This window comes from Cellulosimicrobium sp. EB106-03-01-XG111, from assembly GCF_058792115.1.
In genome coordinates, this window is sequence record NZ_JBYTEQ010000002.1 from 241,467 (window position 1) to 267,063 (window position 25,597).

The following is a 25,597-nucleotide window of genomic DNA, read 5'->3' on the forward strand; positions in this document are numbered from 1 at the left end:
CGTAGGGTGGGGTCATCTGCACGACGGGCACCTGCTCACCTCCGCGGCTGGGAAGTCGACACCGACACCCCTGCGAGGACACATGACCTCTGCCGCAGTGCGCCCGGGCTTCCGGGCCACCCGCCCCCGGACCGACGAGCCCGGCGCCGTCACCAGCACCTACAGCGCGCTGTCGCGCACGGTGCGCGACGCGGGCCTGCTCCGCCGCACGCACGCCTACTACCTGTGGACCCTCGGGATCCTCACGCTCGCGCTCGGCGGCGCCGTCGCCGGGTTCGTGCTCCTGGGCGACTCGTGGTTCCAGCTCCTCGTCGCCGGGGCGCTCGGCCTGATCCTCACCCAGTTCGCGTTCGTCGCGCACGAGGCGTCCCACCGCCAGGTCTTCGCGTCCGGCCCGGCGAACGACCGCCTCGGGAAGGTGCTCGCCAACGGCGTCGTCGGCATCAGCCACTCGTGGTGGATGAACAAGCACACGCGCCACCACGCGAACCCGAACCGCCGCGGCAAGGACCCGGACATCGCGCCCGACGTCGTCGTGTTCCTCGAGGAGGACGCGGAGGTCGCGAAGGGCGTCCGGGCCGTCATCAACCGCTACCAGGGCTGGCTGTTCTTCCCGCTCCTCACGCTCGAGGGCGTGAACCTGCACGTGCAGGCGTTCCGGTCGCTCCTCGCCGGCGGCCGCGCGCGCGGCGACATCCGCACGCGCGTCATCGAGATCGTCACCATCACGCTGCGCCTGTCGCTCTACGTCGGCGCGGTCGTCTGGTTCCTGCCCCTCGGCCTCGCGGCCGCCTTCCTGGGCGTCCAGCTCGCCGTCTTCGGCGTCTACATGGGGGCGTCGTTCGCCCCCAACCACAAGGGCATGGCGATCATCCCCGCCGACAGCAAGATCGACTTCCTGTCCAAGCAGGTCCTCACGTCGCGCAACATCCGCGGCGGCTGGTGGATGAACATCCTCATGGGCGGGCTCAACTTCCAGATCGAGCACCACCTGTTCCCGAGCATGCCGCGCCCGCACCTCGCCCGGGCGCGCGAGATCGTGCGCGAGCACTGCGCGCACCTCGGCCTGCCGTACACGGAGACGAGCCTCGTGCAGTCGTACGCGATCGTCGTCCGGTACCTCAACCGCGTGGGGCTCTCGGCGCGCGACCCGTTCGACTGCCCCATGTTCCGCCAGCTCCGCCGGGTCTGACCGACCCGGCCCGCAACCCGACCCGCCGCACGACGACCCGGCGCGCGACGGTGCGCGCGGGGCCCGTCAGGCGGACGCCGCGTGACCGTGGCGCCAGTACCCGACGAAGTCGACGTGCGTCTTCGGCACGCCCCGGTCGTTGACGAGGTGGCGGCGCACGCCCGTCGCGAGCGCCGACTCGCCGACCGCGTACGCGTAGACGGGGCCGGCGGGCAGGTCGGCCGACCGCACGGCGTCGAGCGCGAGGCGGCCCGGGAGCAGGTCGTGGGGGTCGCCGCCCTCGGGACGGCCACCGTCCCGCGGGAGCCAGCGGAGCTCGACGCCTGCGGGCACGCGGAACTCCTGGACGTCCGCCGCCTCCGGGACCTCGACCACCGCGAGGCCGCGCGCGTCGTCGGGCAAGGACTCGCAGATGCCCGCGACCGCGGGCATCCCGGTCTCGTCCGCGACGACGAGCGTCCAGTCGTGCGGGACGCGCGGGTGGTAGCCGACCCCCTGGTCGAGCAGTCCGACCCGGTCCCCCGGCTCGGCCGACAGCGCGAAGGACGACGCGGGGCCCGCGTCTCCGTGCACGACGAAGTCCACGTCGAGCTCGCGCAGCTCCGGGCGCACCGCGCGCACGGTGTAGTTCCGCACCCAGGGCCGCCGCGCCTTGGGCGTCGCCAGGTACTGGACGTACCAGAGGCCCGACGCGCGGGTCGGCAGGCGCAGCGCGTCCTGGTCCTCGCGCGGGAGGAAGAGCCGGAACCACTGGTCGAAACCTAGCGGGGTGAAGAGGTCCAGCTCCGGTCCCCCGAGCGTGACCCGGACGACGTTCGGGCTGACCCGTTCCCTCCCGACGACGCTCAGCGTGACGACGTGCGCGTCCTGGGGCTTGACCGTCTTGACGGACACGGGCGGCTCCTCGTGCGGCGCCCGGGTCCCCGGGCGGAACGGCGGCCCCGCGAGCGCGTCGACCAGGGGAAAGGTTAGCCTCACCTCACGGCCGCGTCGATGTGCTGGATCCCACACCCTGCCCGCGGTCGCCCCGACCGAGGCCCCCGCCGCCGCCTGGCATGCTCGGGACGTGGAGATCCCCGTCGTCTGGTCCGTGGTCCTGCTCGTCACGGCCGCGTGGAACCTGCTCATCTGGCCGCGCTTCCTCCAGCGCATCGCCAAGGACCCGCGCTCGCGCGACGCCGAGGGCCGCGCGACGCGCTTCCTCACCGTGCACGTCGTCCTCATCGCGGTCTCGCTCCTCCTCGCCCTCGCGGTCGGCGTGCTCGGCGTCCTCACGCTCGTCTGAGCGACCCGGCCGCGCCTGGGCGCCCGCGCCGGGTCGCCCGAGACGGTCGCCGGGCCGCGCCGCCGGGCGGACGACGGACCCGCCGGGTCAGCGCCCGGCCGCTGCGGCGGCAGCGACGGCGGCCGCGGCCGTCGACGCCGTGATCGCCGCGGCCGTGCGCGCGACCGCCGTGGCGACGGCCTCCGGCCCCCACTGACCGCGCTGGAGCTCCTGCGCCCGCGCTGCGGTGACCGCGTTCCAGGGCAGGGGCGGCCGGAGCGACGGGAGCGCCCCGCTCGCCGAGAGCAGCCCGACGATCGCCGCCGTCCGCGCGTCGGGCGCCTCGCCGTCCTCCAGCACGCGCCGGACCCGGGCCCGCAGACGCGCCTCGTGCTCGGCGTCCGCCGCGGGCCACCGCGTCGTGCGGAAGAGCCCGAGCACCGTGCGCTCCTCCCGGCGGACGAGGCCCCGCGCGACGAGCCGCTCGATCACCTCGCGCCACAGGTCGGCGCCGAGCGCGACGAGCAGCGGCTGCACCCGCTGGGTCTTCGCCGCGACCGTGTCGAACGCCGCCTGCAGGAGCGGGTCGGGCAACGGTCCGTCGCCGACCGGGGTGACGCGCGGCCCGTTGAGGACGCCCGTGTCGTCGACCTCCACGCGCCCGAGCAGCGCGAGCTCGGTGAGCACCGCCCCGCCGAGCGTGTAGTACAGCGTCCCGGCCGCCTGGATCGACGCACCGTCGTCGTCCAGGAGGAGCAGGAAGAGGTCGTCGACGACGAGCAGGTCGTCGCGGGCGGCTCCCCCGGCCGGGTCGGTCGGGTCGGCGGGTATGGCGGGTACAGGGCGGGGCCTGCGGTCGTCCATGGTGCGTCCTTCCGTGCAGGATGTCGGCGAGCGACGGGGTCGTCGGGCGAGGCCGCGAGCGCCGGGTGCGCGCACGGCCGAGATCGGTCCGGAGCGCTCAGCGTCGCGGCTCCCAGCGGAACATGCGGCCCGCGAGCGCGACGGCCACGACGACCCACGCGAGCGTGGGAGCGAGCAGGAGGAGCGAGTCGGAGAGCGCGGCGCCGCCGTTCCAGGCGTCCACGACGAGCTCGGTCGCCGCGCCCCCGGGCAGGAGCCGCTTGAGCAGCGGCAGGCTCTCCGTCCCGGTGATGCCCACCCAGCTCGAGACCACCACCGTGCCGAGGCTCAGGGGCAGCGTCGTGACCTGGGCGTGCTCGGGCGAGGTCGTGATGCCGGCGGTCGCGACACCGAGGGCGAGCAGCATCGCGAACGTCGCGAGGACCGCGACCACGAGGAGGGGCGCGTCGTGCGGCGCGCCACCGACCGCGGCGAACACCGCGAGGATCACGGTCACCTGGACGACGGCGATCACGCTGACCGGGAGCACGAGGCCGGACAGGATCGCCGCGTCCCCCGCCGCGGTCGAGCGCAGCCGCTTGAGGAAGAGGTTCTGACGCCGCGAGGCCAGGGTGGTCACGGTCGTCGCGTAGAGGCTGAACGCCGCGATCGTCGTGACGAGCACGGCAGCGACGTAGCCGAGGCTGCCGATGCGGGCGAAGACGTCGCGGAAGCCGATGAAGAACACGCTCGCGGCCACGGGCATGAGCAGCGACGTGACGAGCACGGGGCGGTTGCGCACGAGCTGGACCAGCTCGCTGCGCGCGATGGGGAGCATGGGTACGGGTCCTCTCGGGTTCGGGGGGCGCGCCGTCAGGAGGACGACGCCGGGTCGGAGGTGACGGCGCGGAACACGTCGTCGAGTCGGGTCGGTGCGGCGGACAGCCCGTGCAGCTCGACGCCGCCCGCGTCCGCCCAGTCGAGGAGCTGCTTGAGGTCGCGCTGGAGCTCGAACGTCTCGATCGCCCACGACCGGTCCGCCAGGGGCGCTGCCTGCCGGGGCGGCGTCGGCGCGTCGGCCGGCAGCGAGAACCGGATGGAGGCGGGCAGGGAGCGCGTGAGCTCGTCGACCGTCCCCTCGTGCCGCAGCCGGCCGCGGTGCATGAGACCGACCCGGTCGGCGCGCTGCTGCGCCTCCTCCAGGTAGTGGGTCGTCAGGACGACGGTCGCGCCGTCGTCGCGCAGCTCCTGCACCGCGGCCCAGAGCGCGTCGCGCGACGCGATGTCGAGACCGGTCGTCGGCTCGTCGAGGAACAGCAGCTCGGGGCGGCCGTAGACGGCGGTCGCGAAGTCGAGCCGCCGCTTCTCCCCGCCGGACAGCTGCGCGACGCGCGTCCGCGCCGCGCGGCGCAGGTCGACGAGCCCGAGGACACGGTCGACCGCGTCGGAGCGGCCGGAGAGCCGACCGACCAGCGCGACGGTCTCGGTGACGGTGAGGTCCGGGGAGAACCCGCTCTCCTGGAGCATGATCCCGGTGCGGGGACGCACGGCACGGCGGTCGGTGGGGCTGGACCCCAGCACGCGCACGGAGCCCGACGACGCCGCGCGGTGCCCCTCGACGACCTCGAGGGTCGAGGTCTTGCCGGCGCCGTTCGTGCCGAGCAGCGCGTAGAGCTCGCCGGGCTCGACCTGGAACGAGAGGTGCGTGACGGCGTCGACGTCGCCGTAGCGCACGCCGAGGTCGTCCACGTCGATGACGGGGTGGGAGGTCATGCGTCCATCACACCCGCGCGGGCGGCGCGCGCCCAGTGCCGTGCCGTCAGGTCCGGACCGTGACGTCCTGCCCCCCTCGGGCATGACACGGTGTCACTGGCCGAGGCCCCGGCACCGCCCGGATACTGGGAGCCAGACCCAGCCCCGACCTGCGAGCCGCCCATGGACGACCTGCCCGCGCCGCGCGCGCCCTCCACGGCGCGCCCCGCGCCCGGTCCGGCCCGTCCGACGGGACCGCTGCCGCCGGCCACGCCCCGACCCGCGCTGCGCGGCACGCCGCGCCGGTTCCGCCGCCTCAACCTCGTCACCCTGCTGCCCGTCCTCGTCGTCGTCGGCGTGCTGCTCGTGGCCCGGCAGGCGCAGACGTGGGAGCAGGCGCTCGTCCTGGCGCTGGGGGTCGTGGCGGTGGTCGTCGCGTTCGAGCGGTGGACGGCGGGCGACCTGGGTCGCGTCGCGGTGCCGTGCCTCGCCGTCGCCGCCGTCGTCTGGCCGTACGGGGTGCTCGTCGTGGGCGGCGAGGTGCAGGCGGCGTACTACGCCGTCGCCGTGGTGGGCTGCCTCGTGGTCCCCGAGCTGCCCCGGCACCGGGCCGGGGCCGCCGTCGGCCTCGTCGCGTACGTGGCGGGCGTCGGCGCGTGGGGGCTGCTCGCGGCCGGCCCGGTGACGACCGACGGGCTGGTGTCCCTCGTCATCGTCCCGACGGGCCTCACGGTGGTGCTCGTGGCCCTGCGGTTCCCCAACAAGGGCTTCTACGACGTGATGCGCGAGCTCGAGGAGGCGCGCGAGCGCGAGGCGGAGCTCGCGGTCGTCCGCGAGCGCATGCGGTTCGCGAGCGACCTGCACGACATCCAGGGCCACACCCTCCACGTGGTGAAGCTCAAGATCGCGCTCGCGCGCCGCCTCGTCGGCACGGACCCGGTGCGGGCTGAGGAGGAGCTGCGCGAGACGTACGCGCTCGTCGGCGACACGATCGCCCAGGCGCGCGACCTCGCCTACGGGCAGCGCCGGCTCAACCTCTCCGCCGAGCTGGAGAACGCCCGCCGGCTGTTCGAGGCGGCCGGGATCCAGGTCCGGGTCGACCGGGGCGCGGACGTCCGCGACGAGGCGGACGACCTCGTGAGCCAGGTGCTGCGCGAGACGACGACCAACGTGCTGCGGCACGCGCGCGCGACCCTCGTGCACGTCGCGCTCACCGAGCGGGGGATCACGATCGTCAACGACGGCGTGCCGACGGACGAGCCTCCGACCCTGCGGGGCCTGGCGACGCTCGCACGGCGTGTCGCGGACGCGGGCGGCGTCCTCACCGCGGAGGTGGCGGACGGCCGGTTCCGCACGGCCGCGACGTTCCCGCCGTCGGACGGGGGCGGGCTGCCCGGTCCGGGAGGTGCGCCGTCGTGACGACCGTCGTGCTGGCCGACGACGAGGCCCTGCTGCGCCGCGCGCTCGCCGCGCTGCTCCCCCTCGAGGGCGACGTGACGGTGCTCGCGGAGGCGGTCGACGGCGCGGACGCCGTGCGCGCCACGCTCGCCCACCGCCCGGACGTGCTGGTCATCGACCTGGAGATGCCCGGCGTCGACGGCCTGGCCGCCGTCGCGGAGGTCCGCCGCTCGCTACCCGACCAGGTCGTGCTCATGCTCACGCGCCACGCCCGCCCGGGCGTGCTGCGCAAGGCGCTGCGGCTCGGCGTGCAGGGGTTCGTCAGCAAGTCGGCGGACCCGACGCACATCGCCGAGGTCGTCGCGGCGCTGCACGCGGGCCGGCGCTGGGTCGACCAGGACGTGTCGACCGCCGCGCTCATCGACGACGTGCCCCTGACGGACCGCGAGCTCGACGTGCTCCGCGTGACGCGGGACGGCTACTCCGTGGCGGAGATCGCCGCCCGCCTGCACCTCGCGCCCGGCACGGTCCGCAACTACCTCTCGAGCGCGATGCAGAAGACGCAGACGCGCACGCGGCACGAGGCGGCCCGCTACGCCCGCGAGCACGACTGGATCTAGCGCCGTCGGACGAGGTTCGCGAGCGGCGAGTGGCGCGGCACCCACCGCGCGAGCGCGGCCGCGGAGCCCGCGCCGAGCGTCGCCGTCGCCCAGACGCCCGCGGCGAGCGACCCCAGCGCCGCACCGGCCGACAGCACGAGCGGACCGAGGGCGTCGCCGGTGTCCTGGAACAGGCGCCACACGCTGAGGAAGGTCGGCCGCACGTCCGCGGGCGCGACGTCGGCGCCGAGCGTCATGACGATGCCCGAGCCCATGCCGTTCCCGATGCCGAGCACCGCCGCGACGACCGCGAGCGCGGGGGCGGTGTGCGCGAGCGGCAGCACCGCGAGGCCGACGGCCATCGTGAGCATGGACGGCACGGCGACCCACAGGCGCCCGAACCGGTCCATGACCTTGCCCGCCGGGTAGAAGAGCAGCATGTCGAGCGCGCCGGAGACGCCGAAGATCAGCGACGTCACCTCGGCGTCCAGCCCCAGGTGCTCGCCCCACAGGGGGATGACGGTCTGCCGGGCGCCGCGGACCGCGCTGACCAGGAGGATCGCGACGCCGAGCGTCGCGAAGAGGTGCCGGTGGTCGCGCGCCACGCGGGCGATGCCGACCCGCGGCACGGACCGCGCGCCGCGTAGCCGCGCGCGCCCGGGCCGCGCTTCTGCGGGATCCGGCCGCACGACGGCGAGCACCACCACCGCGGTGAGCGCGGCGCCCGTCCCGAGCCAGTAGGCGCCGCGCACGTCGGTCGCGGCGATGACCGCCGCGCCCGCGAACGGGCCGAGGAACAGCCCGATGCGGTGCACGCCCGCGAGCGTGGACAGGACGCGCGCCCGGCGCAGCGGGGGCGTGATCTCGGTGAGGTACGCCTGGCGGGCGAGGTTGAAGACGGCGGTCGACGCGCCTAGCGCGAGGACCCCTGCCGCGAGGCCCCCCAGGCTGGGCGTGAGCGCGATCGTCGCGAAGGCGACCGCCGCGACGCCACCGGCGAGCAGCATGGCCGCGCGGTCGCCGAGGCGCTGGGCGAGCGCCCCGGCGGGCAGGTCGAAGAGGATCTTGCCGATCGGCACGAGCGCGGCCACGAGACCGGCGACCGTGAGGCTCGCGCCCCGGCCCGTGGCCGTGACCGCGACGACCGGCAGCATGGCCCCCACACCGATCTCGAGGACGAGCGTGGGCAGGAAGGCGCCGAGGACGACGCTGCGCAGGGGGAAGAGCGGTGCGTCGGTGCCCGCGGGGGCGGTCACCGGGCCTCCGCCACGGCCTCGACGGCAGGGCTCGGCGCCTCGACGGCAGGGTTCGGCACCTCGACGCCCTCGCGCGACGCGGCGGTGTCGGCCCGGGCGACCTCGACGCCGCGGCACGCGGGGGCGTCCGCGAGGAGCTCCAGGAGCTGGGGCGCGGCCGAGGCGCCGCGGTCCCAGCGTCCCGTGACGACGGAGACGACCCAGCTCGGCGCGCCACCCTCGGGCAGCGCGAGCGTCACGAGGCGCTCGGCCTGCGGCTTGCCCGCGACGTGGCGCGGCACGAGCGCGATGCCGAGCCCGCGGTCGACGAGCTCGAGGAGCGTGTGCACGTCGTTGACCGAGCACCGCACGCGCCGGTGGACGCCGTGCGCGGCGCACGTCGCGTCGTTGACCGGCCGCGCGCCCCACGAGGGGTCGAAGTCGACGAACTCCTGGCCCGAGAGGTCGGACCACTCGACCCGGCCCTTCCCGGCGAGCGGGTGCTCGGGTGCGCACACGAGCACGAGCGGCTCGCTGCCCAGGACCGTCTGGGACAGCGGCCCCAGGTGCTCGGTGGTCGCGACGAACGCGACGTCGAGGTCGCCCTCCCGCACGCGCGCGAGGAGGTCGTGGGAGCCTGCCTGCGCGAAGTGGATCTCCACCTGCGGGTACCGGCGGTGGAAGCGCTCGAGCAGGGCGGTGACGTCGAGGACGCCGAGGCACTGCTCCGAGCCGACGCGCAGCGAGCCGGACAGCGCGTGCGTCGCCCGCACGACCGCGTCGCGAGCGGCGGCCGCCTGCGCGAGCATGGAACGGGCGTGCGGCAGCAGCGCGAGACCGGCCTCGGTGGGCTCGACGCGCCGCGTCGTCCGCGTGAACAGGCTCGCGCCGAGCTCCTCCTCGAGGCTGCGGACCGCGGCGGAGAGCCCCGACTGCGAGACGCCGACGAGCTGGGCGGCCCGCGTGAACTGGCGCTCGTCCGCGAGCGCGACGAGGTACTCCATCTGACGAAGATCCATTGACCACTCACAGTTCTCTATATGACAACTACTAGTTGTTGGACTTCTAGGTTATCGCTTCCTAGGCTCGCGCAGTCCCCGACCGGCCTTCCGGGGCCGTTCGGCACCCCGCCCCCGGGCGGGACCGCCTACCCCGCGAAGGAGCTCCACCGATGAAGACCTTCACCCTGACCGGCACCGACCTCGTGGTGCCCAACGTCGTGCTCGGCCTCATGCGCATCCAGGACAAGACCGACGACGAGGTCCGCACCCTGGTGCGCACCGCGCGCGACGCCGGCATCACGTTCCTCGACCACGCCGACGTGTACGGCTCCGACCTCCACGGCTGCGAGCGCCGCTTCGCCGAGGCGCTCGACCTCTCGCCCGCCGAGCGCGCGGAGTGGGTCATCCAGTCCAAGGCCGGCATCGTGCCCGAGGGCCCGTACTTCGACTTCTCGTACGAGCACCTCGTCGCGTCCGTCGAGGGCTCGCTCGAGGCCCTGCGCACCGACTACCTCGACATCCTGCTGCTGCACCGCCCCGACGCCCTCGTCGAGCCCGAGGAGGTCGCGCGCGCGTTCTCCGACCTGCACGCCGCGGGCAAGGTGCGAGCGTTCGGGGTCTCGAACCACACGCCGGGGCAGATCGAGCTGCTGCGCCGGTACGTCGAGCAGCCGATCGTCGCGAACCAGCTCCAGCTCTCCGTCACGCACGCCCCGCTCGTCGCGCAGGGCGTCGCGGCGAACATGCAGGCCCTCGACCAGTCGGTCAGCCGTGACGTCGGGACGCTCGACTACTGCCGCCTGCACGACATCACCGTCCAGGCGTGGTCCCCGTTCCAGGCGGGGTTCTTCACGGGCGTGTTCCTGGGGTCCGAGAAGTACCCCGAGCTCAACGCCGTGATCGACCGCCTCGCCGCCCGGTACGACGTGCCGCCGATCGCGATCGCGACGGCGTGGATCACGCGGCATCCGGCGCGGATGCAGGTCGTGCTCGGCACGACGAGCCCCGACCGGGTCGCCGGCGCCGCGCTCGGTTCGGAGGTCCCGCTCACGCGCGCCGAGTGGTACGAGATGTTCCGCGCCGCGGGCTATACCGTGCCCTGATCCACGGGCACCCAGGGCCCGGCGCGAGCGCGTGCGGAAGGTCACGCGCCCGTCGTCCGAGGGGTCCCGCGGGGCGGTCTAGGCTCGTGCCGTGGCAACCTTCTCGGCAGTGACCCGGCAGCACATCCTCCAGGCCCTCGCGGACTGGGACGACCGGGGCCGGGACGCGTTCCTCGGGGTCTACGGGTTCACCGCGTCCCCCGGCACCCCGCTCGTCCACGAGGACCGCGTCTACGACGCGCAGGCGATCCTCGGCGTCGCGCACCGGTACGCGACCGGCCGTGTCGCGACGGCCGAGGAGTTCCGCAGCAGCCCCGTCGGCGTCGCGGACCTGCTGCGCAAGCGCGGGTTCGACGTGCCCGGTGCCGCCCCCGCGGCGGCGCCCGCGCCCGCGCGTCGGGCCACGGCGAAGGCCGCGCCCGCGACGCGCACGCCGCGCCGCACGACGGCCCGCTCCGCGGAGCCGGAGAAGCCGCCGGCAGTGTGCCCCACGTGCTTCACGGTCCTGCCCGCCACGGGCATCTGCGACGAGTGCGGCTGAGCCGACCTTCCACCTGCGCACGACGAGGGGCGCCGTCCGACCGGACGGCGCCCCTCGTCGTGCGTGCTGCCTCGCGGGAGTCCGCAGGCGACCGGGTCAGTTGACCTCGGACGGGTGGGCGCTCACGCGGCCCGAGCCGTCGCCCGTGTCGAGGGCGTCGATCGCGGCGACCTCGTCGGCGGTGAGCTCGAACCCGAAGAGGTCGAAGTTCTCCGCCATGCGCTCCTTGCGCGACGACTTCGGGAAGACGATGAAGCCGCGCTGCAGGTGCCAGCGCAGCACCGCCTGGGCGGGGGTCACGCCGTGGGCGGCCGCGGCGTCGACGACGGCCTGCTTCTCGAAGAGCGGGTACTTGCCCTGCCCGAGCGGGCCCCACGCCTCGATCTTCATGCCGTTCGCGTCAGCCCATGCCAGCACGTCGCGCTGCTGGTAGGCCGGGTGCAGCTCGATCTGGTCGACGGCGGGGACGACGCCCGTGGCCGCGACGATCCGGTCGAGGTGCTCGGGCAGGTGGTTGGAGACGCCGATCGAGCGCGCGAGGCCCGCGTCGCGGATCTCGACGAGCTTCGCCCACGCGTTCGTGTACTGGTCCTGCTCGGGCGCGGGCCAGTGCGTGAGGTACAGGTCGACGTGGTCGAGGCCGAGCTTGTCGAGGCTCTCGCGGATCGCGTCGTGCGGCTGCTCGCCCGACTGGCGGTCGTTCCAGAGCTTCGTGGTGACGAAGAGCTCGTCGCGGGGAATCCCGCTCTTCGCGATGGCGGCGCCGACGCCCTCCTCGTTGCGGTAGATCGCGGCGGTGTCGATGTGGCGGTAGCCGACCTCGAGGGCCTCGCTCACGGCCTTCTCGGCCTCGTCCGGCGGCACGAGGAAGACGCCGAAGCCGAGCTGCGGGATGGTGTGACCGGAGTTGAGCGTCACGGTCGGTACAGAGGGAACGGTCATGCTTCCAGCGTAGGAACCCGCCCCGGACGCGTCCAACGACTGCGGCGCATACGACTCAGCGCTGCCGCTCATGAGTCGAACGTGCGCGCTGCGCGGAATGTCCGACTGGACTTCTCAGATCACGGTTTGGTTACATTGGCGCGTCCTACCCACGAAGAACCGGAGCGCACCATGTCCCGAGGCCGCCACAGCGCAGCCCCCGCCACCGCGCGCTCCTTCCGGCTCCCGGCGCTGCCGACGCTGCCGGTCCGGTCGCTCAAGCTCCCCGCGCTGGCGCTCGTCACGCTGCTGGGCGCGGGCGCCGTGGGTGCGGGCCCCCAGCCCGCCGAGGGCAACCCCGACCTCGCTCCGCTGAGCGTCGAGCCCACCGCCGGGGCGAGCGTCGAGCGTGGCACGGGAGCCGCCAGCCGCTCGTCCGAGCGCGTCGCGCCGCCCACGGCGCCCCAGGAGCCGCTGGTCGTCGAGACCGCGGCCGAGATCGCCGTCGTGCCGGCCGCCCAGGCCGCCCCGACGCCCCCGCCCCTGCCGCCCGTCACCGGCCAGCTCTGGACCACCGACGCCGTCAACGTGCGGTCCGCTCCGTCCGCGGACGCCGAGCGCGTCGCGACGACCGAGTTCGCCGCTGCGGTCGACGTCACGGGCGTCACCGAGGGCGACTGGAGCCAGGTCGTGTGGGACGGCGCGGCCGCGTGGATCAAGTCGAGCTTCCTCGCCCAGTCGCAGCCCGAGGCGCCGCAGGTCGCCGCCGCGGCGGCCGGCGGGTCGAGCGCCGGGGGCGTCTCGGACGCCGCGTGCTCGGTGAGCACCGGGATCGAGTCGTCGCTGCGTGCCAACGCGCGCGCCGTCTACCGCTCCGTGTGCGCGAACTTCCCCCAGGTCACCACGTTCGGCGGCATCCGCCCCGGCGACGACGGCGACCACGGCACGGGCCGCGCCGTGGACATCATGATCAGCGGCGAGACGGGGTGGGACATCGCGCGCTACCTGCAGGCCAACGCGGGCTCGCTCGGCATCACGTACCTCATCTACCAGCAGAAGATCTGGATGGCCGGCGACCCGGCGAGCGCGTGGTCCGGCATGGAGGACCGCGGCGGCGCGACCGCCAACCACTTCGACCACGTGCACGTCAGCACGTCGTAGTCCCCGCTCTCCCGCACGCACGCCCGGCCGGCCCCTGCCGCGCCGGGCGTCGTCGTCCTCCGGTCAGGTCGTGGCCGGCACGGGCCGGTACCGCACCGCGACGGCGCCCGAGCGCAGCTCCTGCCGGTCCACCAGCTCGAGCGTGATGTGCTCGCGCAATCCCGACAGCAGCGTCGGCCCGTGCCCCGCCAGGACCGGCTGCACGAGGAACGCGTACTCGTCGATCAGGCCGAGGTTCGCGAGCGCGAGCGGCAGCGTCACGCCACCGACGAACAGCGGGCCGCCCGGCTGCTCCTTGAGCCGCCGCACCGCGTCCCCCAGGTCGCCCTCGACGAGCTCGGCGTTCCAGTCGACCTCGCGCAGCGTGCTCGACACCACGTGCTTCCTCGCCCCGTCGATGGCCTCGGCGAACGGGACGTCCCGCTCCCCCATCCAGTCCGGCCACGCGCCCGACGCCGGACGACGCCACGCCGCCTCCATCATCTGGTACGTGACCCGCCCGAACAGCAGCGCGTCCGCGCGCTCCGTCTCCTCGGTCCAGAACCGCATCGACTCCTCGTCGGGCGGCAGTCCCGCCTCGTGGTGGCAGCAGCCGTCGAGCGTGACGTTGATCGCGTAGCGCAGTGGCCTCATCGCGTGCCCTCCCCGGGTACCCGCGCGACGAGCGGAGCGCCGTCGCACCGCACCAGCGTGGCAGGCGCGCGAGGCCGCGCCAAGACCCGCGGCCTCCACCGACGACCACCGGGCGGCGCGCAGGACGCAGAAAAGCCGGACATGAGCCCGCCCATCTCTCGATGGTGCGTGCTCCCGTCCGGCTCTACGGGTGGGGCTCCTACGGACTTACTGCAATCGAAACCAGACGACCCGTCAAGTCGATGGTCTAGTAGCAGAAGCTCGGGGACAGATCGGAAGCACGGCACTGAAGCGGTCGAACCAGCCGCCACGAGCCGCACGTTTGGGGAAGAAGCTCGCTTCCGATATCGAAGAGAAGATTCTTGAAGGCTACCGCGCAGGTCGAACCGTCTATGAGATCGCGGACGAGCACGGCATCCATCGAGCCACCGCGAGCGTAGTTCTCAAGCGGGCGGGCGTAACCATGCGCCGCAATCCGCCGTCGGAGCAACAGGTGAAAGAGATGATCCGCCTCTACAACCAGGGTCTCTCGCTTCAAAAGGTCGGGGATCGCGTCGGCTTCGACGCCAGCACTGTTCTCAACAAGCTCAGGAGCCGAGGGGTCCGCACGAGAGATTCGCATGGACGCAGCCGATGATGATCGACTGTTCTTGAGCGAAGTGTTCCGTGCGCTGAGCAAGAGAGGGTACTGGGCAGTCGCGAGATGGCCCTCCGACAGGTCATCCTCATCAGGACCTCAGCGAGGCTTATTCTCAGCTGCGCGTTCCTGCGCGCTGAGCGGAGCACCAATCAGTCGGATGGCTTCAGAACGCACCGCCCGCTCGAGGATGTCAGCCACGACTGCCAGGTGCTCGGGATCGAACGATCCTGAGCCGTGGGACAGCATGTTTCGTGCTCTCGTGAGCGCAGTTTGGAGTGGCAGCGTGTCCTTGCCGTTGTGCTGCGCGCGGACGATCTTGACGAGTTCGCTTTTCGCGAGTCCGTCGGAGATCTCATCGGGCAACCGCTTCAGCAGATCGGCAAGCGCTGAATCGAGACCCTGCTGCGCTTCCTTGCGGAGGTGCTTGTTGATGAAGGAGAGATCTGCTTTCTCCAACAGCTCCTGAGCTCGTGCGATCACGCCCTCTCGCTTTACCCCGAACTTCTCCCTGTCCGCTTCGTGTTTGGCTCGATTCTCAAAGCCATACGATCCTTCGAGTGCCTGCAACAGAAGAAGGAAGCGTGAGCGGGGGTGCTGGTCACTGGCCGTCGCCATCGCACCGTAGGTCTCAAAGAGCGGATGCCTGGCAGCTACCTGGCGCTGCCAGGCGTGCAACAGGTCGAGCAGGCTCAGATTGTCGCCCGCCAGACTGACCGCTGAACGGATCTCCTCAACTGCCGCGCGCGTCGAGTTCACGGGTGCGTGGGTGATATCCCAGCCGAACACCTGGTCGCGGTGCGAGCGGGGCGCGGCTTCATTGACCACCGCAAGTAGGTACCGAATCTCGCGCGGGGAACCTGTCAGGAGCGAAATGAGCTGTCGAAGGGGTCGAACCCACTCAAGCCACCAATCGACAACCGTCAGAGGTTCCTCCGAGGTCAGGCGCAGGACAGGGCCGAAGGCCATCCGAAACTCGTAGCCGTCGAGTGCACGAACGGAATAGTCGTAGCTGAACGTCATCGACTGTCCGCCCGTATCCCAGACGAGCTTCGCTTCCTTGTCGACTGTGGCCGTCCAGACTGGCTCATCGCCGGCTTTCATCGGCATGTTCACGTGCGAGATCGGGGCTACTCCTGCAACCGACTCCAACCCCTCGATCTGAAGCTCAATCGAGGCGTACTTCCGTTGCTCTGAAGAGTCGAAACTATCGAGGGACAGGACGGCAAATGCACCGATCGCCCGACCGTTTCCAGGGAAGCTGTAGCTGAGTTCTCCATTCATCAGGGCGACGTAAGCGCCACTCGAGAGTCGGCCCGTGAGGGTATCAAAGCGGTGCCGCTGCGGGAACGAGGCAACGCCCGTGGCACCCTCGGACACCCACTCGATCGGCAGGTCACCGTAGAGAATGCCGCTCGGGTACTTCCCTTGCTCGACAGTGAGGAGCCCCGGGATCCCGGCGTGTCCACCCTTACGATCCGGCACTTGCCACGTGATGAGGTATTCGCCCGTCTCGAACGGGAGCTTGACAGCCGAAGTCTCCTTGGCAGGTTTCATCGCGTCGCCTCGTTCGTCCGCGCGAACGCGATCATCCGCTGTACGGCAGCCGGAAGAAGCCCGACAACGTTCGTCTCGTCCACAAGGCCAACCAGGTTCGTCCAGACCTGTGCACGAACGGCTCGCACACCGATCTTGTAGACCTCCCCAAGAGCCTTCTCAACATCAGCGACAGCTCCCGGCTGTCGCGGCACCGCCGAGGTTCGGTCGCCAGAAGGGTGATCGGTCTCAGTGAGAATCCGCTCAAGCGGGATCAGCGCTACATCGGCGGGGTACTTCATACCCGCCGCGTTGATTGAGAACCAGCAGCCAAGCTCAGCTGCCCGATGCGTCTGCGCCTCGTCGCCGCGCCACCAGTGAAGCACCGCACCTCTAATCGGTGTCCGCTCCAGGGCATCGAGCACGCGCCCCGGCGCACCGGAGCAGTGAATGGAGGCGATGCGAGGCGTGCCCTGCAGCACGCTGAGGATTGAGGCGAACACCGATTCCTGCTCGTCGAGCGGCACCTTGGAACGTCGGTCGAGCCCGATCTCGCTCACGAAGGCCGTTGAGGCGAGCTGCAAAGCGAATCTCTCGGCGTCGAACTCCTGCTGCGCCTGCACCACACCCGGATGACAGCCCACGCCCCAGATCGTGACCTGGTCATGACGGCCCCTGACGGACTCGTACTCATCCAGGGATCTCGTGGCTGCAAACACGACCGCACCGAGCCGTTCGAGGTCGGCCAGCCCGGTCTTCGGACTGATATGCGCGTGCAGATCAAGAGGGGGAAGCTGGGGCGTCATCAGAAGAGACCTCGAAGTTCATCGACTCCCCGCTGCGACAGGGCAAGAGCATCCTGTGCTGCGTAGCCCTCGGGTAACGACATGGCCATCACGTCGCGCGCACGGATGCCCCGGGCGACGAAGTCTCGCAGGGGCTCGACGATCGACTTCTGCCGGACAAACGTGTTGTAGCCACCGCTCTGATCATTCACGAGGTAGGTGGTCGTGTCGGGGACGCCAGAAGCTACGAAGGCCGCACGCCGAACAAGGCAGCCGAAGCACACGCCACAAGATGATCCCGCGGGAGCACCGCTGTAGCGCGCGTCTGTGTGCGAGCAGGAGTTGGTGTCACTGAGGTAGGTCGAGGCGGCGTCGACTCCGACCGCGTCCGCTACCCGGCGGAACATCTCGCCCTTCGTGAGGGCCTCGAAGGGATTCTCAATAATGCTATGTCCGCCGACGCTCTGCATCAGGGCGGACAGTTCGCGCAGGAAGCGCGGATGAGTTGTGTGCGTCGACAGGCTGCCACGACGATCAGGGCCAAGTGGCGGGTTGAGCGATGCGAAGCCGTTTTCGGGGATCCAGAGGGTCGAGCCAGCGCGTTCAGCGACGGCGAGTCCCAGCGCCAGGAATAGCAGCGAGCGCGATCGGGTCGATGTCTCGCTGCGGAACGATGAGCCGCCCAGACGCTTCGAGCCGCGATGAAGATGGAACTGACGGTGTACCTGTCGGATGCCGGGCACTACTTCAGTGATCGCGCCGACGATGCCCTGCTGTACCGGGGAGATCGCGGTTGAGCTGTACTGCGACACCAGCGATTGCGAGCGGTCCTTGCCCAGATCAACCGCTGACAAGAGTGCACCGGCAGCTGAGTCGGCACCACCGCTCAGGAGTACTGTCCGGTCGTGGTGCTGCTCCTCGATTGGAAGGCCGGCCTCACCGGCTTCAGGCGCCTGTGTGAAACGGAACGACCAGTGGTCGCCCGATAGGAAGCCGACTGTGCTGGCCATCTGCTCGGCGTGTGACGCCCAGACATAGGGATCACCCACCTCCACGGTGAGGTCGAACTCCCTCGCGTTCCAGCTCGAGCCGCCGCCCTCTCGAAGTACGGAGCGATCGGCGGCAAGTACTCCCAGGGCGATTCGGACAAGGTCGACGTTACGCGGATTCACCACGCCAAGGTCAGCCAGGTGCGGATCAACGCCTCCGGTGAAGGTCGTCCGGCCGTTGCGTGTCCAGAGAAACACCTCGTCGAAGTTGCCGTCCAGCAGGGCAGCGTCAGCGGTGGCCTCGGAGAGGGTGAGTAGGAGCCGACTCATGATGTGACTCCGAAGATCTGTCCGATGTCGCGGATGCCGTTCTCGATGGCCTGCGCCATCTGCTGCTCGGTGGCTCCGCCTGGGTTCAGCGTCGCCTGGGCCGCGTATTCCGCCGCGACGTCACGAATCTGGCGCTCGAGGCTGCGGCGCTTCTCGAAGCTGGCTTCCTTCGCGTAGACCGTCGCGGATACCTCGGTCAGCGCGGTTTCTGCGATCGTCGTCTCGATCGACTTCCTGACCACATCCTCCGGCGTGGGCGGATGGTCCGCAGGCTGCTCAAGGATCCACTCGACGACGGTTGCCACGATGTCGCGTTCCTCGGCATCTGCCAGCGTGCTGTCGGCCTGGGCCTCGAAGGCGGTCTCAATGATTTTGAGCCCGATGGCAACGGGATCACCGAGTGCCTGCAGTTCGTCGTAGTTGAGCCCGGCCTCGCTCAGTACCTCGCGGTTACCGGACGAATAGGCAAGCGCCAGTCGCCCAGCCCGCCCTGCAGCCCTCGATACCCGCCCAACAGATCGGGTCGCGCCCCCTGATGAACGACCACCACCCCCACCTCGGGAACCACCACCTCCGCCAGCTCCCGGGCCATCACTACGGCCACCGCGTCCGCGCGAGTTGAGTAGTACGCGAAGCGCCGGCCCGAGGTCAACCCTCGAAGATTGCCCGGGAGTGCCTGGACGTGTCGGTTCCGAAGGTTGATCAGAGCCGTCAACGCTGCCTGTATCAGCGCCACCGGTGTCTCCAGTCGCGTCGAGCCATGCCGCGATGTTGTCGCGAAGATCCCCCGCGTCCTTACCGCCGCTGCCACCGAAAGAGCCGCTAGTTCCCATTCCCACCCCATGCAGTTTCGACGATGCTCACGGATTGCTGGAGTTGCTGGTCGTCCGACCCCGTTCTCCATGCCTCAAGCACCGGCCGATAGATCGCCTGATCCAGCGGTCGAAGCTTGATAATCGTTGCTGGCTCAACGTCTCCCGCAGGGAGACCTCGTAGCGCCGCCACCACGTTCGGCTGGGTTGTCGGCTGCTGGGCCGCAAGGCGAAGCAGGCTCTCGATCGTGAACTTCTGCAGAGCGGGCTGGTCGCGAGTACGGCGTCCGAGATGTCCGACCAGAATCTGGGCGTCACTCTCGGGCAGCAGTCTCAGCGTCTCATCGGTGACACCCGCTCGGTCGAGCTTCAGGCTCGACGTCAGCGCGACCGCCAGGTCACGGAGACGCTCAGGTAGCCCTGTGTCAATGACCTCGATCTTGGCGAACGAGGCTGCCAGATAGAGGTACCCCGAGATAGCAGAGGCGTCGAGTGCAGGCGGGAGCTTCGCCCAGCGCCGAAGCGTGTCGCTGAAGTCATCATCGCGGGCTGACTCCTGTTCCGGTACCGGAGCGACCGCCTTCTTCTTAGCGCGCCCCTCGTCCTGCCCATCATCCCCGGTCGCCTCGGGTGTTGTCTCCTCGACCTCCTCAACGCGGCCGTTGGCGGCAACATCGAGAGCTTCGAGCTTGTCGCGCAGCTGGTTAGACGCAAGCCAGCCGAGTACCGTCTCGAAGTCATCGGTGAGGATTCGCTCCAGCACCATGAGCTTCGCAACCTCGTCTGCCTCCAGCTCAAACCCACGACGCCGAGCAACCGCCTGACGCACGTTCAGATCGTTTAGGAACCGTTTGATCCGTCGCGGGTTGCCGTGGAACTTCTCGTAGAGGATCGGTGTCAGGCGTGTGGCTGTGACCAGATGCTCAGCCAGTGGAGTGCCGTCCTCGATCTCCAGATCGTCCAGGCTGCCTCCCCCGATGCGGAGCTCGTCGCACTTGGCGACAAAGGCTGTATATACCGCCTCATCGTCACCCATCTCCGCTTTCGCAAGCAGCAGGAAGAGATATGCCTCGGTGTCGAATCGACTCAGCGCAGGGAGCGGGATCGTCGTCTGGACAATCTTATGCAGGTAGAGCTTCGCTGGATCCTCGTCCTCGTTCTTTGGTGCAGCCGTCGTGAGCTTCTGCTGAATAGCTTCCGCCACGCGATCCTCGTCGGCTGCGATGACGAAGGACATTCCCCTGGCCGAAAGAAACAGCCGGATCGCCTCAAGGGTCTCGACCACGGTGTCCGGCAGGCAGCGATCGAGATCATCGACGAGCACAACCACACGTGACAGATGGGCCAGTGCAGGATCGGCCAACAACGCCTCGAACTCCTCGCGGAAGGCAGCCATGCCTTTCTCGCTGTCGAGGCTGTCGGGCTCGTCGCTAACTAGGCCGAAGACGTCATCGATGTTCGGCAGTTGCATCGTGATAGCGGTCTTGGCGGCCATCTTGACCGCCTTCGACCAGTTCACTTTGCGGACGAGCTTCTTGAACGCTTCGAGGCCAGCCTCGCCAACCGGATCCGTCTCCTTGAACTCCTTACTGAGCGCACCCAGCACCTCAGCGATGAGGCTCTCCTTGGGGCCAACTGCCGGGTCGTAGAGCCAGGGCTGCGTCGGGATGACCAGCACCTCACGCTCGCCCGAGGAGCGCTCCTTGATCTCGGACTTGATCAGCTCGAGGACGCTCGTCTTGCCGCTACCCCAAGCACCGGAGAGACCGATCGCCACGGGGTCGAGTCCGTCATCGAAGATCGCATCCGCAGCCGTCTCTGCGACCGCACGAAAGGCTAGCAGATCCTGGGTTGCAGGCTCATCTGACCAGAGCGGGTAAGAGGAAGTCATAGTTTCCACGCTCCCGGCGCTGCCCGCGCGTAGTCGTCGATGCCGATGGCCTCGAAGTGGCGCTTGGCGGACTTGATCTTCGCGAGTTCGGTCGGTCGGAGTTTCGAGTCGTCGAGCGTGCTCTTCGTCTCACGGATCATGTAGATCCGGTCTTCGCCGTCCGCCTGCTTGATGATCGCCCAGTCGGGGTTGTACGGGCCGACGGGGGTGTCGATCTTGAACTTGGCTGGCAGCTTCATGAACAGTTTGATGTCCTCGCGAGAGTCGAGCAGTTCCGCGAACTGGCGCTCGACGTCGGAGTCGAAGACGACGTAGTCGAAGTCGGTCTTCTGGGTGTGCTGCACCTTGTACATCTGGTCGAGGAAGCGCTCTTTCTCCTCCTCGCCGTCCCGCTGCAACTCGCGCAGCTCGTAGACCGAGCCTGCGATCCTCTCGTATTGGATGCCGTCGACCACGATCTTCGCCAGCTCGCTCTGGAGGGTGCGTTTGGTCACGGCGATGAAGTCGTTCGGGTTACCGATGAACTCGCCCAGCCGGCCGCTGCCGATCAGGATGTCGACAATGGTCTTGCGGGTGAGGGAAGTGGCCTCCTGCAGTTCCGTGATGATGTCGGGCAGGTCGTAGCTGCCCTTGAGATCCGCCGAGCGAGTACCGAGCTCCTCGCCCTTTGCGCCGCCTCGAAGCACCTTGACTCCGGCACGGGTCACCTGGACACGCAGCGCATCGATCTGCGGCGCTTCCCGGATCGCACGGACAGCGTTCTCGATCAGCTGGTCGCGACCAACCTTGACGCGGTAGGTGGTCTTCTGGCTGATGGTCTCCCAGAACTCCTCGAACTCCGGGTTCGAGTAGAGCTGCTTGTTGAGCACGCGCGGCTGACGCTTGCTGACCGGCTTGACGTATTTGCCAATGTTCGCGCGTTCAACCAGTTCGATGATGATCGACTCGGCCCATGCGAAGTCGACCGGCAGGCCGAGATCGAAGCCGAGCTGGTTCGGCTGGAACTTCGAGGTGACCGCGCCGTCCTTGTCGATGAAGCCCTTGTCCTTGAGATGCTCCCACACGAGGACGGAGCGCTGATAGCCGAACTGGTCATCGGTGAGCGCGCCGTTCGCGTCCTGCAACGGGATCTTCGAGAACTCAGCCCTACGCACCCGACCGATCTCGACCCCGGCTTCCTTGTACTCACGCTGGAGCGCGTCCGCGAACTTCGTGTACGACTCGTTCGCCACGACCGTCAGCGTCGCGACGCCGCGGTCAGCGACGCGGGTGTAGCCGTCCTCAGTCTTTGCGACAGGGAGGCGCAGGCCACGTCCGAGGGTCTGGCGGCGCTCGGTCTCCGCGCCCATTTCGCGCAGGGTGCAAATCTGGAAGACGTTCGGGTTGTCCCAGCCCTCGCGCAGGGCAGAGTGGCTGAAGATGAACCGGACAGGCTCGTTCTCGTCGAGCAGCCGTTCCTTCTGCTGCATGATCAGTTCGTAGGCGTCGTCATCGGCCTTCGTCGTGCCGGACGAGTCCTGGAAGGTCGTCGTCTTGCCGCGCTTGATCTGGGAGAAGTACGCCCGGCGAAGCTCGCTCGGCGCCTGCGGCAGCAACTCCTGGTAGCGCGCCGACTTCGCGCGTTCCTCGACAAAGACCTCATCGAACCACTGCACGAAGTCACCGTTCGCGTCGTCGTTGCTCGTGCCGTCACCCAAGTAGCTGGCAACCTTATCGACGAAGAAGAGGCTGAGCACCTTGATGCCCTTGGCGCGCAGCATCGACTCCTTACGGAGGTGCTCGCGGACGGTCTCTCGGATCATCTCCTTGTAGATCGCGCCGGCCGAGGCACCGATGCTCTCGCCCTCATAGAGGAAACCGTGCAAGGTGAGGTCGACGTAGGCAGGCTCAATACTCATCTCGTTGATACGCCAGCCCTCGTAGATCGGGTTGTTGGTGAGTCGGGCATCCGACAGTTCCTGGTGCTGCTTCACGCTCACGATGCGCCGTTCAAGCGAGCCATCGGCCTTGCGGCAGGACAGCTCCAGTCGGGCCGACCACGACGGCTCACGCCGCACCTCGACCAGCTTGATATACGGCGTCGCATCGGCACCCTGCTGGGCTACCTCGGCCACAACGATCTGCTTCACCAGGCCCAGGTCGTGGGCGTCGACGGGGTCGAGCCGGTAGACGACGTTGCGCTGCTTCTTGTGGGTCGCGCTGTAGCGCAGCGTGAACACCGGGTCGAGTTCACCGACGGCCGACTGCGACAGCTGCGACTCCATGTTCTGCGGCTCATCCATGATCACGACCGGGTGGGTCGCCTTCAGGTAGTCGATCGGGCGCAGACCGTTCAGCTTGTCGCGCGTCTGGTGGATGATGCGAGTGTTCGCATTGCCACGGATCGAGTCGATCGTCATGATGAGGATCTGCACGTTCGTCGAGGTCGCGAACGACTGCACCTCCTCGGCGCTCTTGCCGCTGTAGATCGAGGCATCGAAGGTGATGCCCTGCGGCTTGTAGAGGTTCTCGAAGTGCTCGCGCATGAGCCGGATGCTCGTGCTGACACCCTCGCGAATCGCCACGCTCGGCACGAGGATCACGAACTTCGTGAAGTTGTATCGGACGGCCAGATCGAAGATCGTGCGCAGGTAGACATACGTCTTGCCCGTACCGGTCTCCATCTCGATATCGAAGTCGAGCGCGTCGCCCGCAAGCGACAGCGCGACCTCAAGGCCGTTCCGGTCCTGCACGCGCTGCAGGTTCGCGAGGATCAGGTCGCGGTCAAGCACGAGGCTGTTACCGACCGCTCCGACCTCCTGCGTGAGGTCAATGTCGAGCGCGGCCTGATCGGACTCAGGCAGCACCGCTGCACCGCGCAGCGTCGTGACCAGCTTCTCTGCATCCTTCGGCTGCCCGTCGAACAGGTCGACCACGGACGCAATCGCATCCAGCTGATACGGCTGACTGGCGTCGAACTGAAACCCTGATCCGCTCATCACGCCGTCCAGAGCTCAATGCCCTTGCTCTTCGCGAGCTGGGACAGGTTGGTCTTGAGTTCGTCGTCGCCCTGGAAGGCGTCCTCGAGCACGATGATCCGCGTCGGCGCCTCATCGACAAGCGCGCGGAGCTGCTCGAGTGTCGGCTTGACGTGCTCATTCAGATAGGCGAGCACGGCAACGTCGCCATCACGGTCACGCACAAACCGGACGTCGAGCCCAGCGACCTCGGCAGGCGAGACGGCCTCGGTCAGCGAGTAGCCCTGCTTGAGCAGGATCTCGGTGAGCAGCTCATCGGCAGTCGCATCGTCAGTTGCGCTGTCACGAAGGCTAAGCAGGTGCTGCTGGAGCGCGTCCTCGTCAACATCACTGGACAACCGCCACTTGGAAAAGTTTGTGTCGGAGAGCTTGTAGGACCGAAAGCCGATGTCGAGCGGAACTCCACGCCCTTCAAGGAGTAGTGCCTCACGACCCGAGACCCTTGCTCCAGCCCGCCGGATTCGTTCCTTTGCAAGTTGCGAGATCGTGCGATACCCCGCGGCCCATGCTTCGGTCCCATCGTCAAGAGGCTCGGGGAGCTGAACAGAGATAGTTCGGCGGCTTCCGCCATCTTGTGCATTCAGCTGGAACACTGCGTCAGCAGTTGTCCCTGAACCTGCGAAGAAGTCCAACACAATCGCGCTCGGATCGTCGTAGGTGACTGCCTGAGCGAGTACGCGAACGAGGCTGGTGGGTTTGGGGTTGTCGAAGTACGAGCCTCCCATCAAATCCTCCAACTCGGCAGTCCCATCCTCGTTGGTCCCGACTCCATAGGTAGACGGGGTCAGAAGATTGTGCATCTTCTTGATCTCACCGCCCGCCTTCACATGATTCGGCCGGAATGGTGCTTTAGAGATGGTGATCGAGTCTCCGGCAGCAATGAACTCGTCGAGCGTTGCCTGACTGTATCGCCACTCTCCTTCAAGAGTGAAGGCGTCCCGGTTGAACCCCTCCGAGACCACAACACGATCAAGAAGCCGAGTAACGATGTTCCCCTCACTCATGTCTTGCGGCTCATATTCGGCGAGCTGCTGAGAGAAGCGCACTGCGCCTGCCGGGAAGGTCAACTTGCCGAGCGAGTTCCCCGCATTGTTGATTGGATATTTCTTTCCTGCAGTCGTCGTGTCGACTGAGAATGGAAAAGTAAAGGCCTTGTTTCGAGTGATGCAAACGAGATACTCAGTCATTGAGCCAACATTTGCATGCAGGAACGAAGGCTTCTTTTTCTTCTGACGAATGAAGGTCGTCGACACGTTCGACTCACCGAATACCTCCTTCGCTAGCCGAAGTAGATTGTCGATCTCATGGTCATCGATTGAAATAAAAATGACACCATCGTCGGTGAGCAAGTTCCGCGCCAGCTTGAGCCGCGGATACATCATGTTGAGCCAGTTGGAGTGGTAGCGTCCCTCGGTCTCGGCGTTGGTCGTGACCTTCTTGCCCTCCTCGTTGACCTGGCGCGTCCATTCGAGGTAGGTGTCGAGACCTTCCTTGTAGTTGTCCGGGTAGACGAAGTCCTTGCCGGTGTTGTACGGAGGGTCGATGTAGATTAGCTTGATCTTGGCGTGGTAGTGCTTCTGCAGGATCTTGAGCACTTCCAGGTTGTCGCCCTCGATGAAGACGTTCTGTGTCGTGTCCCAGTCCTTCGAATTGTCGAAATCGGGCTTCAGCGTCGCAGTTGTCGGCTCCTGCGCTGCGCGGAGGGCACGCTTCTTGCCGGGCCAGAACAGCCCGAACCGCTCGCTGCCGTCAGCGGCGTCACCGTCGAGCAGTTCCTTGAGCTTCTCGACATCCACCTTGCCGTCGGCGATGGCCTCGGGAATCAGATCGGCAAGCTGCGCTGCCAGCTCGGTCTGGAAGTTCGGAGTGGTGGATGGTGTTTCGTAGATCTCGTCAGTCATTCGGGTGATTCTCTTTCATGATTTTAACAATTCGTGTCGGGTTTGTGAATGCCCGG

At 68.6% G+C, this 25,597-nt stretch carries 23 protein-coding genes; 8 read left to right on the forward strand and 15 right to left on the reverse strand.

The features are described 5' to 3' along the window. The first annotated feature begins 82 nt into the window (after window positions 1-82). Window positions 83-1,192 (forward strand): fatty acid desaturase family protein, encoded by a 1,110-nt coding sequence (locus tag AC3WT4_RS03125; protein WP_492314690.1) that lies wholly within the window; start codon window positions 83-85, stop codon window positions 1,190-1,192. Window positions 1,193-1,258: 66 nt separating this feature from the next. Here the strand turns inward: AC3WT4_RS03125 and AC3WT4_RS03130 are convergent, their stop codons facing one another. Continuing rightward, complete coding sequence (locus AC3WT4_RS03130) at window positions 1,259-2,086, reverse strand: siderophore-interacting protein (protein WP_492314691.1); 828 nt, start codon at window positions 2,084-2,086, stop codon at window positions 1,259-1,261. 172 nt (window positions 2,087-2,258) lie between these two features. On the opposite strand from AC3WT4_RS03130, the gene AC3WT4_RS03135 reads away from it, so the two are divergent. Next, the gene (locus AC3WT4_RS03135) at window positions 2,259-2,477 is read left to right on the forward strand and encodes an SCO4848 family membrane protein (protein ID WP_074809782.1); all 219 of its coding nucleotides are present in this window, start codon (window positions 2,259-2,261) and stop codon (window positions 2,475-2,477) included. Window positions 2,478-2,564: 87 nt separating this feature from the next. On the opposite strand, the gene AC3WT4_RS03140 is transcribed toward AC3WT4_RS03135, so the two are convergent. The 3 genes from AC3WT4_RS03140 to AC3WT4_RS03150 all read right to left on the reverse strand — a co-directional run bounded on the left by AC3WT4_RS03140 (window position 2,565) and on the right by AC3WT4_RS03150 (window position 5,072). Beyond that, window positions 2,565-3,320 carry a GOLPH3/VPS74 family protein gene (locus tag AC3WT4_RS03140; protein WP_492314692.1) on the reverse strand — a complete coding sequence of 252 codons (756 nt, stop codon included), beginning with the start codon at window positions 3,318-3,320 and terminating at the stop codon, window positions 2,565-2,567. 97 nt (window positions 3,321-3,417) lie between these two features. Further along, the gene (locus AC3WT4_RS03145; protein ID WP_400112849.1) at window positions 3,418-4,137 is read right to left on the reverse strand and encodes an ABC transporter permease; all 720 of its coding nucleotides are present in this window, start codon (window positions 4,135-4,137) and stop codon (window positions 3,418-3,420) included. A gap of 35 nt (window positions 4,138-4,172) precedes the next feature. Further along, complete coding sequence (locus AC3WT4_RS03150) at window positions 4,173-5,072, reverse strand: ABC transporter ATP-binding protein (protein ID WP_400112847.1); 900 nt, start codon at window positions 5,070-5,072, stop codon at window positions 4,173-4,175. A gap of 162 nt (window positions 5,073-5,234) precedes the next feature. Here AC3WT4_RS03150 and AC3WT4_RS03155 point away from each other — a divergent pair, with 162 nt between their 5' ends. Together AC3WT4_RS03155 and AC3WT4_RS03160 are read left to right on the forward strand one after the other, a co-directional pair. Then, a complete protein-coding gene (locus AC3WT4_RS03155; protein WP_492314693.1) occupies window positions 5,235-6,470 on the forward strand; it encodes a sensor histidine kinase in 1,236 nt (411 codons plus the stop codon). Beyond that, on the forward strand, window positions 6,467-7,069 hold the full coding sequence (locus tag AC3WT4_RS03160; protein WP_492314694.1) for a response regulator transcription factor: 603 nt from the start codon (window positions 6,467-6,469) through the stop codon (window positions 7,067-7,069). Before AC3WT4_RS03155 ends, AC3WT4_RS03160 begins: the two co-directional genes overlap by 4 nt. On the opposite strand, the gene AC3WT4_RS03165 is transcribed toward AC3WT4_RS03160, so the two are convergent. Both AC3WT4_RS03165 and AC3WT4_RS03170 read right to left on the reverse strand, forming a co-directional pair. Continuing rightward, the gene (locus AC3WT4_RS03165; protein ID WP_492314695.1) at window positions 7,066-8,304 is read right to left on the reverse strand and encodes an MFS transporter; all 1,239 of its coding nucleotides are present in this window, start codon (window positions 8,302-8,304) and stop codon (window positions 7,066-7,068) included. The two genes, AC3WT4_RS03160 and AC3WT4_RS03165, sit on opposite strands and share 4 nt — an antisense overlap. Next, window positions 8,301-9,302, reverse strand: a complete 1,002-nt coding sequence (locus AC3WT4_RS03170) for a LysR family transcriptional regulator (RefSeq protein WP_492314696.1) — start codon at window positions 9,300-9,302, stop codon at window positions 8,301-8,303. Before AC3WT4_RS03170 ends, AC3WT4_RS03165 begins: the two co-directional genes overlap by 4 nt. A gap of 152 nt (window positions 9,303-9,454) precedes the next feature. Between AC3WT4_RS03170 and AC3WT4_RS03175 the strand changes: the two genes are divergently transcribed. Then, the gene (locus AC3WT4_RS03175) at window positions 9,455-10,387 is read left to right on the forward strand and encodes an aldo/keto reductase (protein WP_074809787.1); all 933 of its coding nucleotides are present in this window, start codon (window positions 9,455-9,457) and stop codon (window positions 10,385-10,387) included. A gap of 91 nt (window positions 10,388-10,478) precedes the next feature. Next, window positions 10,479-10,928, forward strand: coding sequence for a ScoMcrA-related endonuclease (locus tag AC3WT4_RS03180; protein ID WP_034651120.1), 450 nt, complete (start codon window positions 10,479-10,481; stop codon window positions 10,926-10,928). A 96-nt stretch (window positions 10,929-11,024) separates the two neighbouring features. Here AC3WT4_RS03180 and AC3WT4_RS03185 read toward each other — a convergent pair whose 3' ends face one another. Continuing rightward, window positions 11,025-11,870: an aldo/keto reductase gene (locus tag AC3WT4_RS03185; protein WP_108050198.1), complete on the reverse strand. Its 846-nt coding sequence runs from the start codon at window positions 11,868-11,870 to the stop codon at window positions 11,025-11,027. A 171-nt stretch (window positions 11,871-12,041) separates the two neighbouring features. Between AC3WT4_RS03185 and AC3WT4_RS03190 the strand changes: the two genes are divergently transcribed. Then, window positions 12,042-13,010, forward strand: a complete 969-nt coding sequence (locus AC3WT4_RS03190) for an SH3 domain-containing protein (protein ID WP_492314697.1) — start codon at window positions 12,042-12,044, stop codon at window positions 13,008-13,010. 63 nt (window positions 13,011-13,073) lie between these two features. Here the strand turns inward: AC3WT4_RS03190 and AC3WT4_RS03195 are convergent, their stop codons facing one another. Beyond that, entirely contained in the window at window positions 13,074-13,643 is a 570-nt protein-coding gene (locus AC3WT4_RS03195; RefSeq protein WP_492314698.1) for a dihydrofolate reductase family protein, read from the reverse strand. A 322-nt stretch (window positions 13,644-13,965) separates the two neighbouring features. Between AC3WT4_RS03195 and AC3WT4_RS03200 the strand changes: the two genes are divergently transcribed. Then, window positions 13,966-14,280 carry a hypothetical protein gene (locus tag AC3WT4_RS03200; protein WP_492314699.1) on the forward strand — a complete coding sequence of 105 codons (315 nt, stop codon included), beginning with the start codon at window positions 13,966-13,968 and terminating at the stop codon, window positions 14,278-14,280. A 99-nt stretch (window positions 14,281-14,379) separates the two neighbouring features. Here the strand turns inward: AC3WT4_RS03200 and AC3WT4_RS03205 are convergent, their stop codons facing one another. From AC3WT4_RS03205 to AC3WT4_RS03235, 7 genes are all read right to left on the reverse strand, one after another. Next, window positions 14,380-15,837 (reverse strand): ApeA N-terminal domain 1-containing protein, encoded by a 1,458-nt coding sequence (locus tag AC3WT4_RS03205; protein WP_492314700.1) that lies wholly within the window; start codon window positions 15,835-15,837, stop codon window positions 14,380-14,382. Further along, window positions 15,834-16,622, reverse strand: coding sequence for a TatD family hydrolase (locus tag AC3WT4_RS03210; protein ID WP_492314701.1), 789 nt, complete (start codon window positions 16,620-16,622; stop codon window positions 15,834-15,836). Before AC3WT4_RS03210 ends, AC3WT4_RS03205 begins: the two co-directional genes overlap by 4 nt. Beyond that, window positions 16,622-17,920 (reverse strand): adenine nucleotide alpha hydrolase family protein, encoded by a 1,299-nt coding sequence (locus AC3WT4_RS03215; RefSeq protein WP_492314702.1) that lies wholly within the window; start codon window positions 17,918-17,920, stop codon window positions 16,622-16,624. The genes AC3WT4_RS03210 and AC3WT4_RS03215 overlap by 1 nt, the downstream gene beginning before the upstream one ends. Then, window positions 17,917-18,225 carry a hypothetical protein gene (locus tag AC3WT4_RS03220; protein WP_492314703.1) on the reverse strand — a complete coding sequence of 103 codons (309 nt, stop codon included), beginning with the start codon at window positions 18,223-18,225 and terminating at the stop codon, window positions 17,917-17,919. Before AC3WT4_RS03220 ends, AC3WT4_RS03215 begins: the two co-directional genes overlap by 4 nt. A 517-nt stretch (window positions 18,226-18,742) precedes the next feature. After that, on the reverse strand, window positions 18,743-20,623 hold the full coding sequence (locus AC3WT4_RS03225; protein WP_492314704.1) for a KAP family P-loop NTPase fold protein: 1,881 nt from the start codon (window positions 20,621-20,623) through the stop codon (window positions 18,743-18,745). Beyond that, complete coding sequence (locus tag AC3WT4_RS03230; RefSeq protein WP_492314705.1) at window positions 20,620-23,601, reverse strand: restriction endonuclease; 2,982 nt, start codon at window positions 23,599-23,601, stop codon at window positions 20,620-20,622. The genes AC3WT4_RS03225 and AC3WT4_RS03230 overlap by 4 nt, the downstream gene beginning before the upstream one ends. Further along, window positions 23,601-25,541 carry a site-specific DNA-methyltransferase gene (locus tag AC3WT4_RS03235; protein WP_492314706.1) on the reverse strand — a complete coding sequence of 647 codons (1,941 nt, stop codon included), beginning with the start codon at window positions 25,539-25,541 and terminating at the stop codon, window positions 23,601-23,603. Before AC3WT4_RS03235 ends, AC3WT4_RS03230 begins: the two co-directional genes overlap by 1 nt. Window positions 25,542-25,597 lie beyond the last annotated feature (56 nt).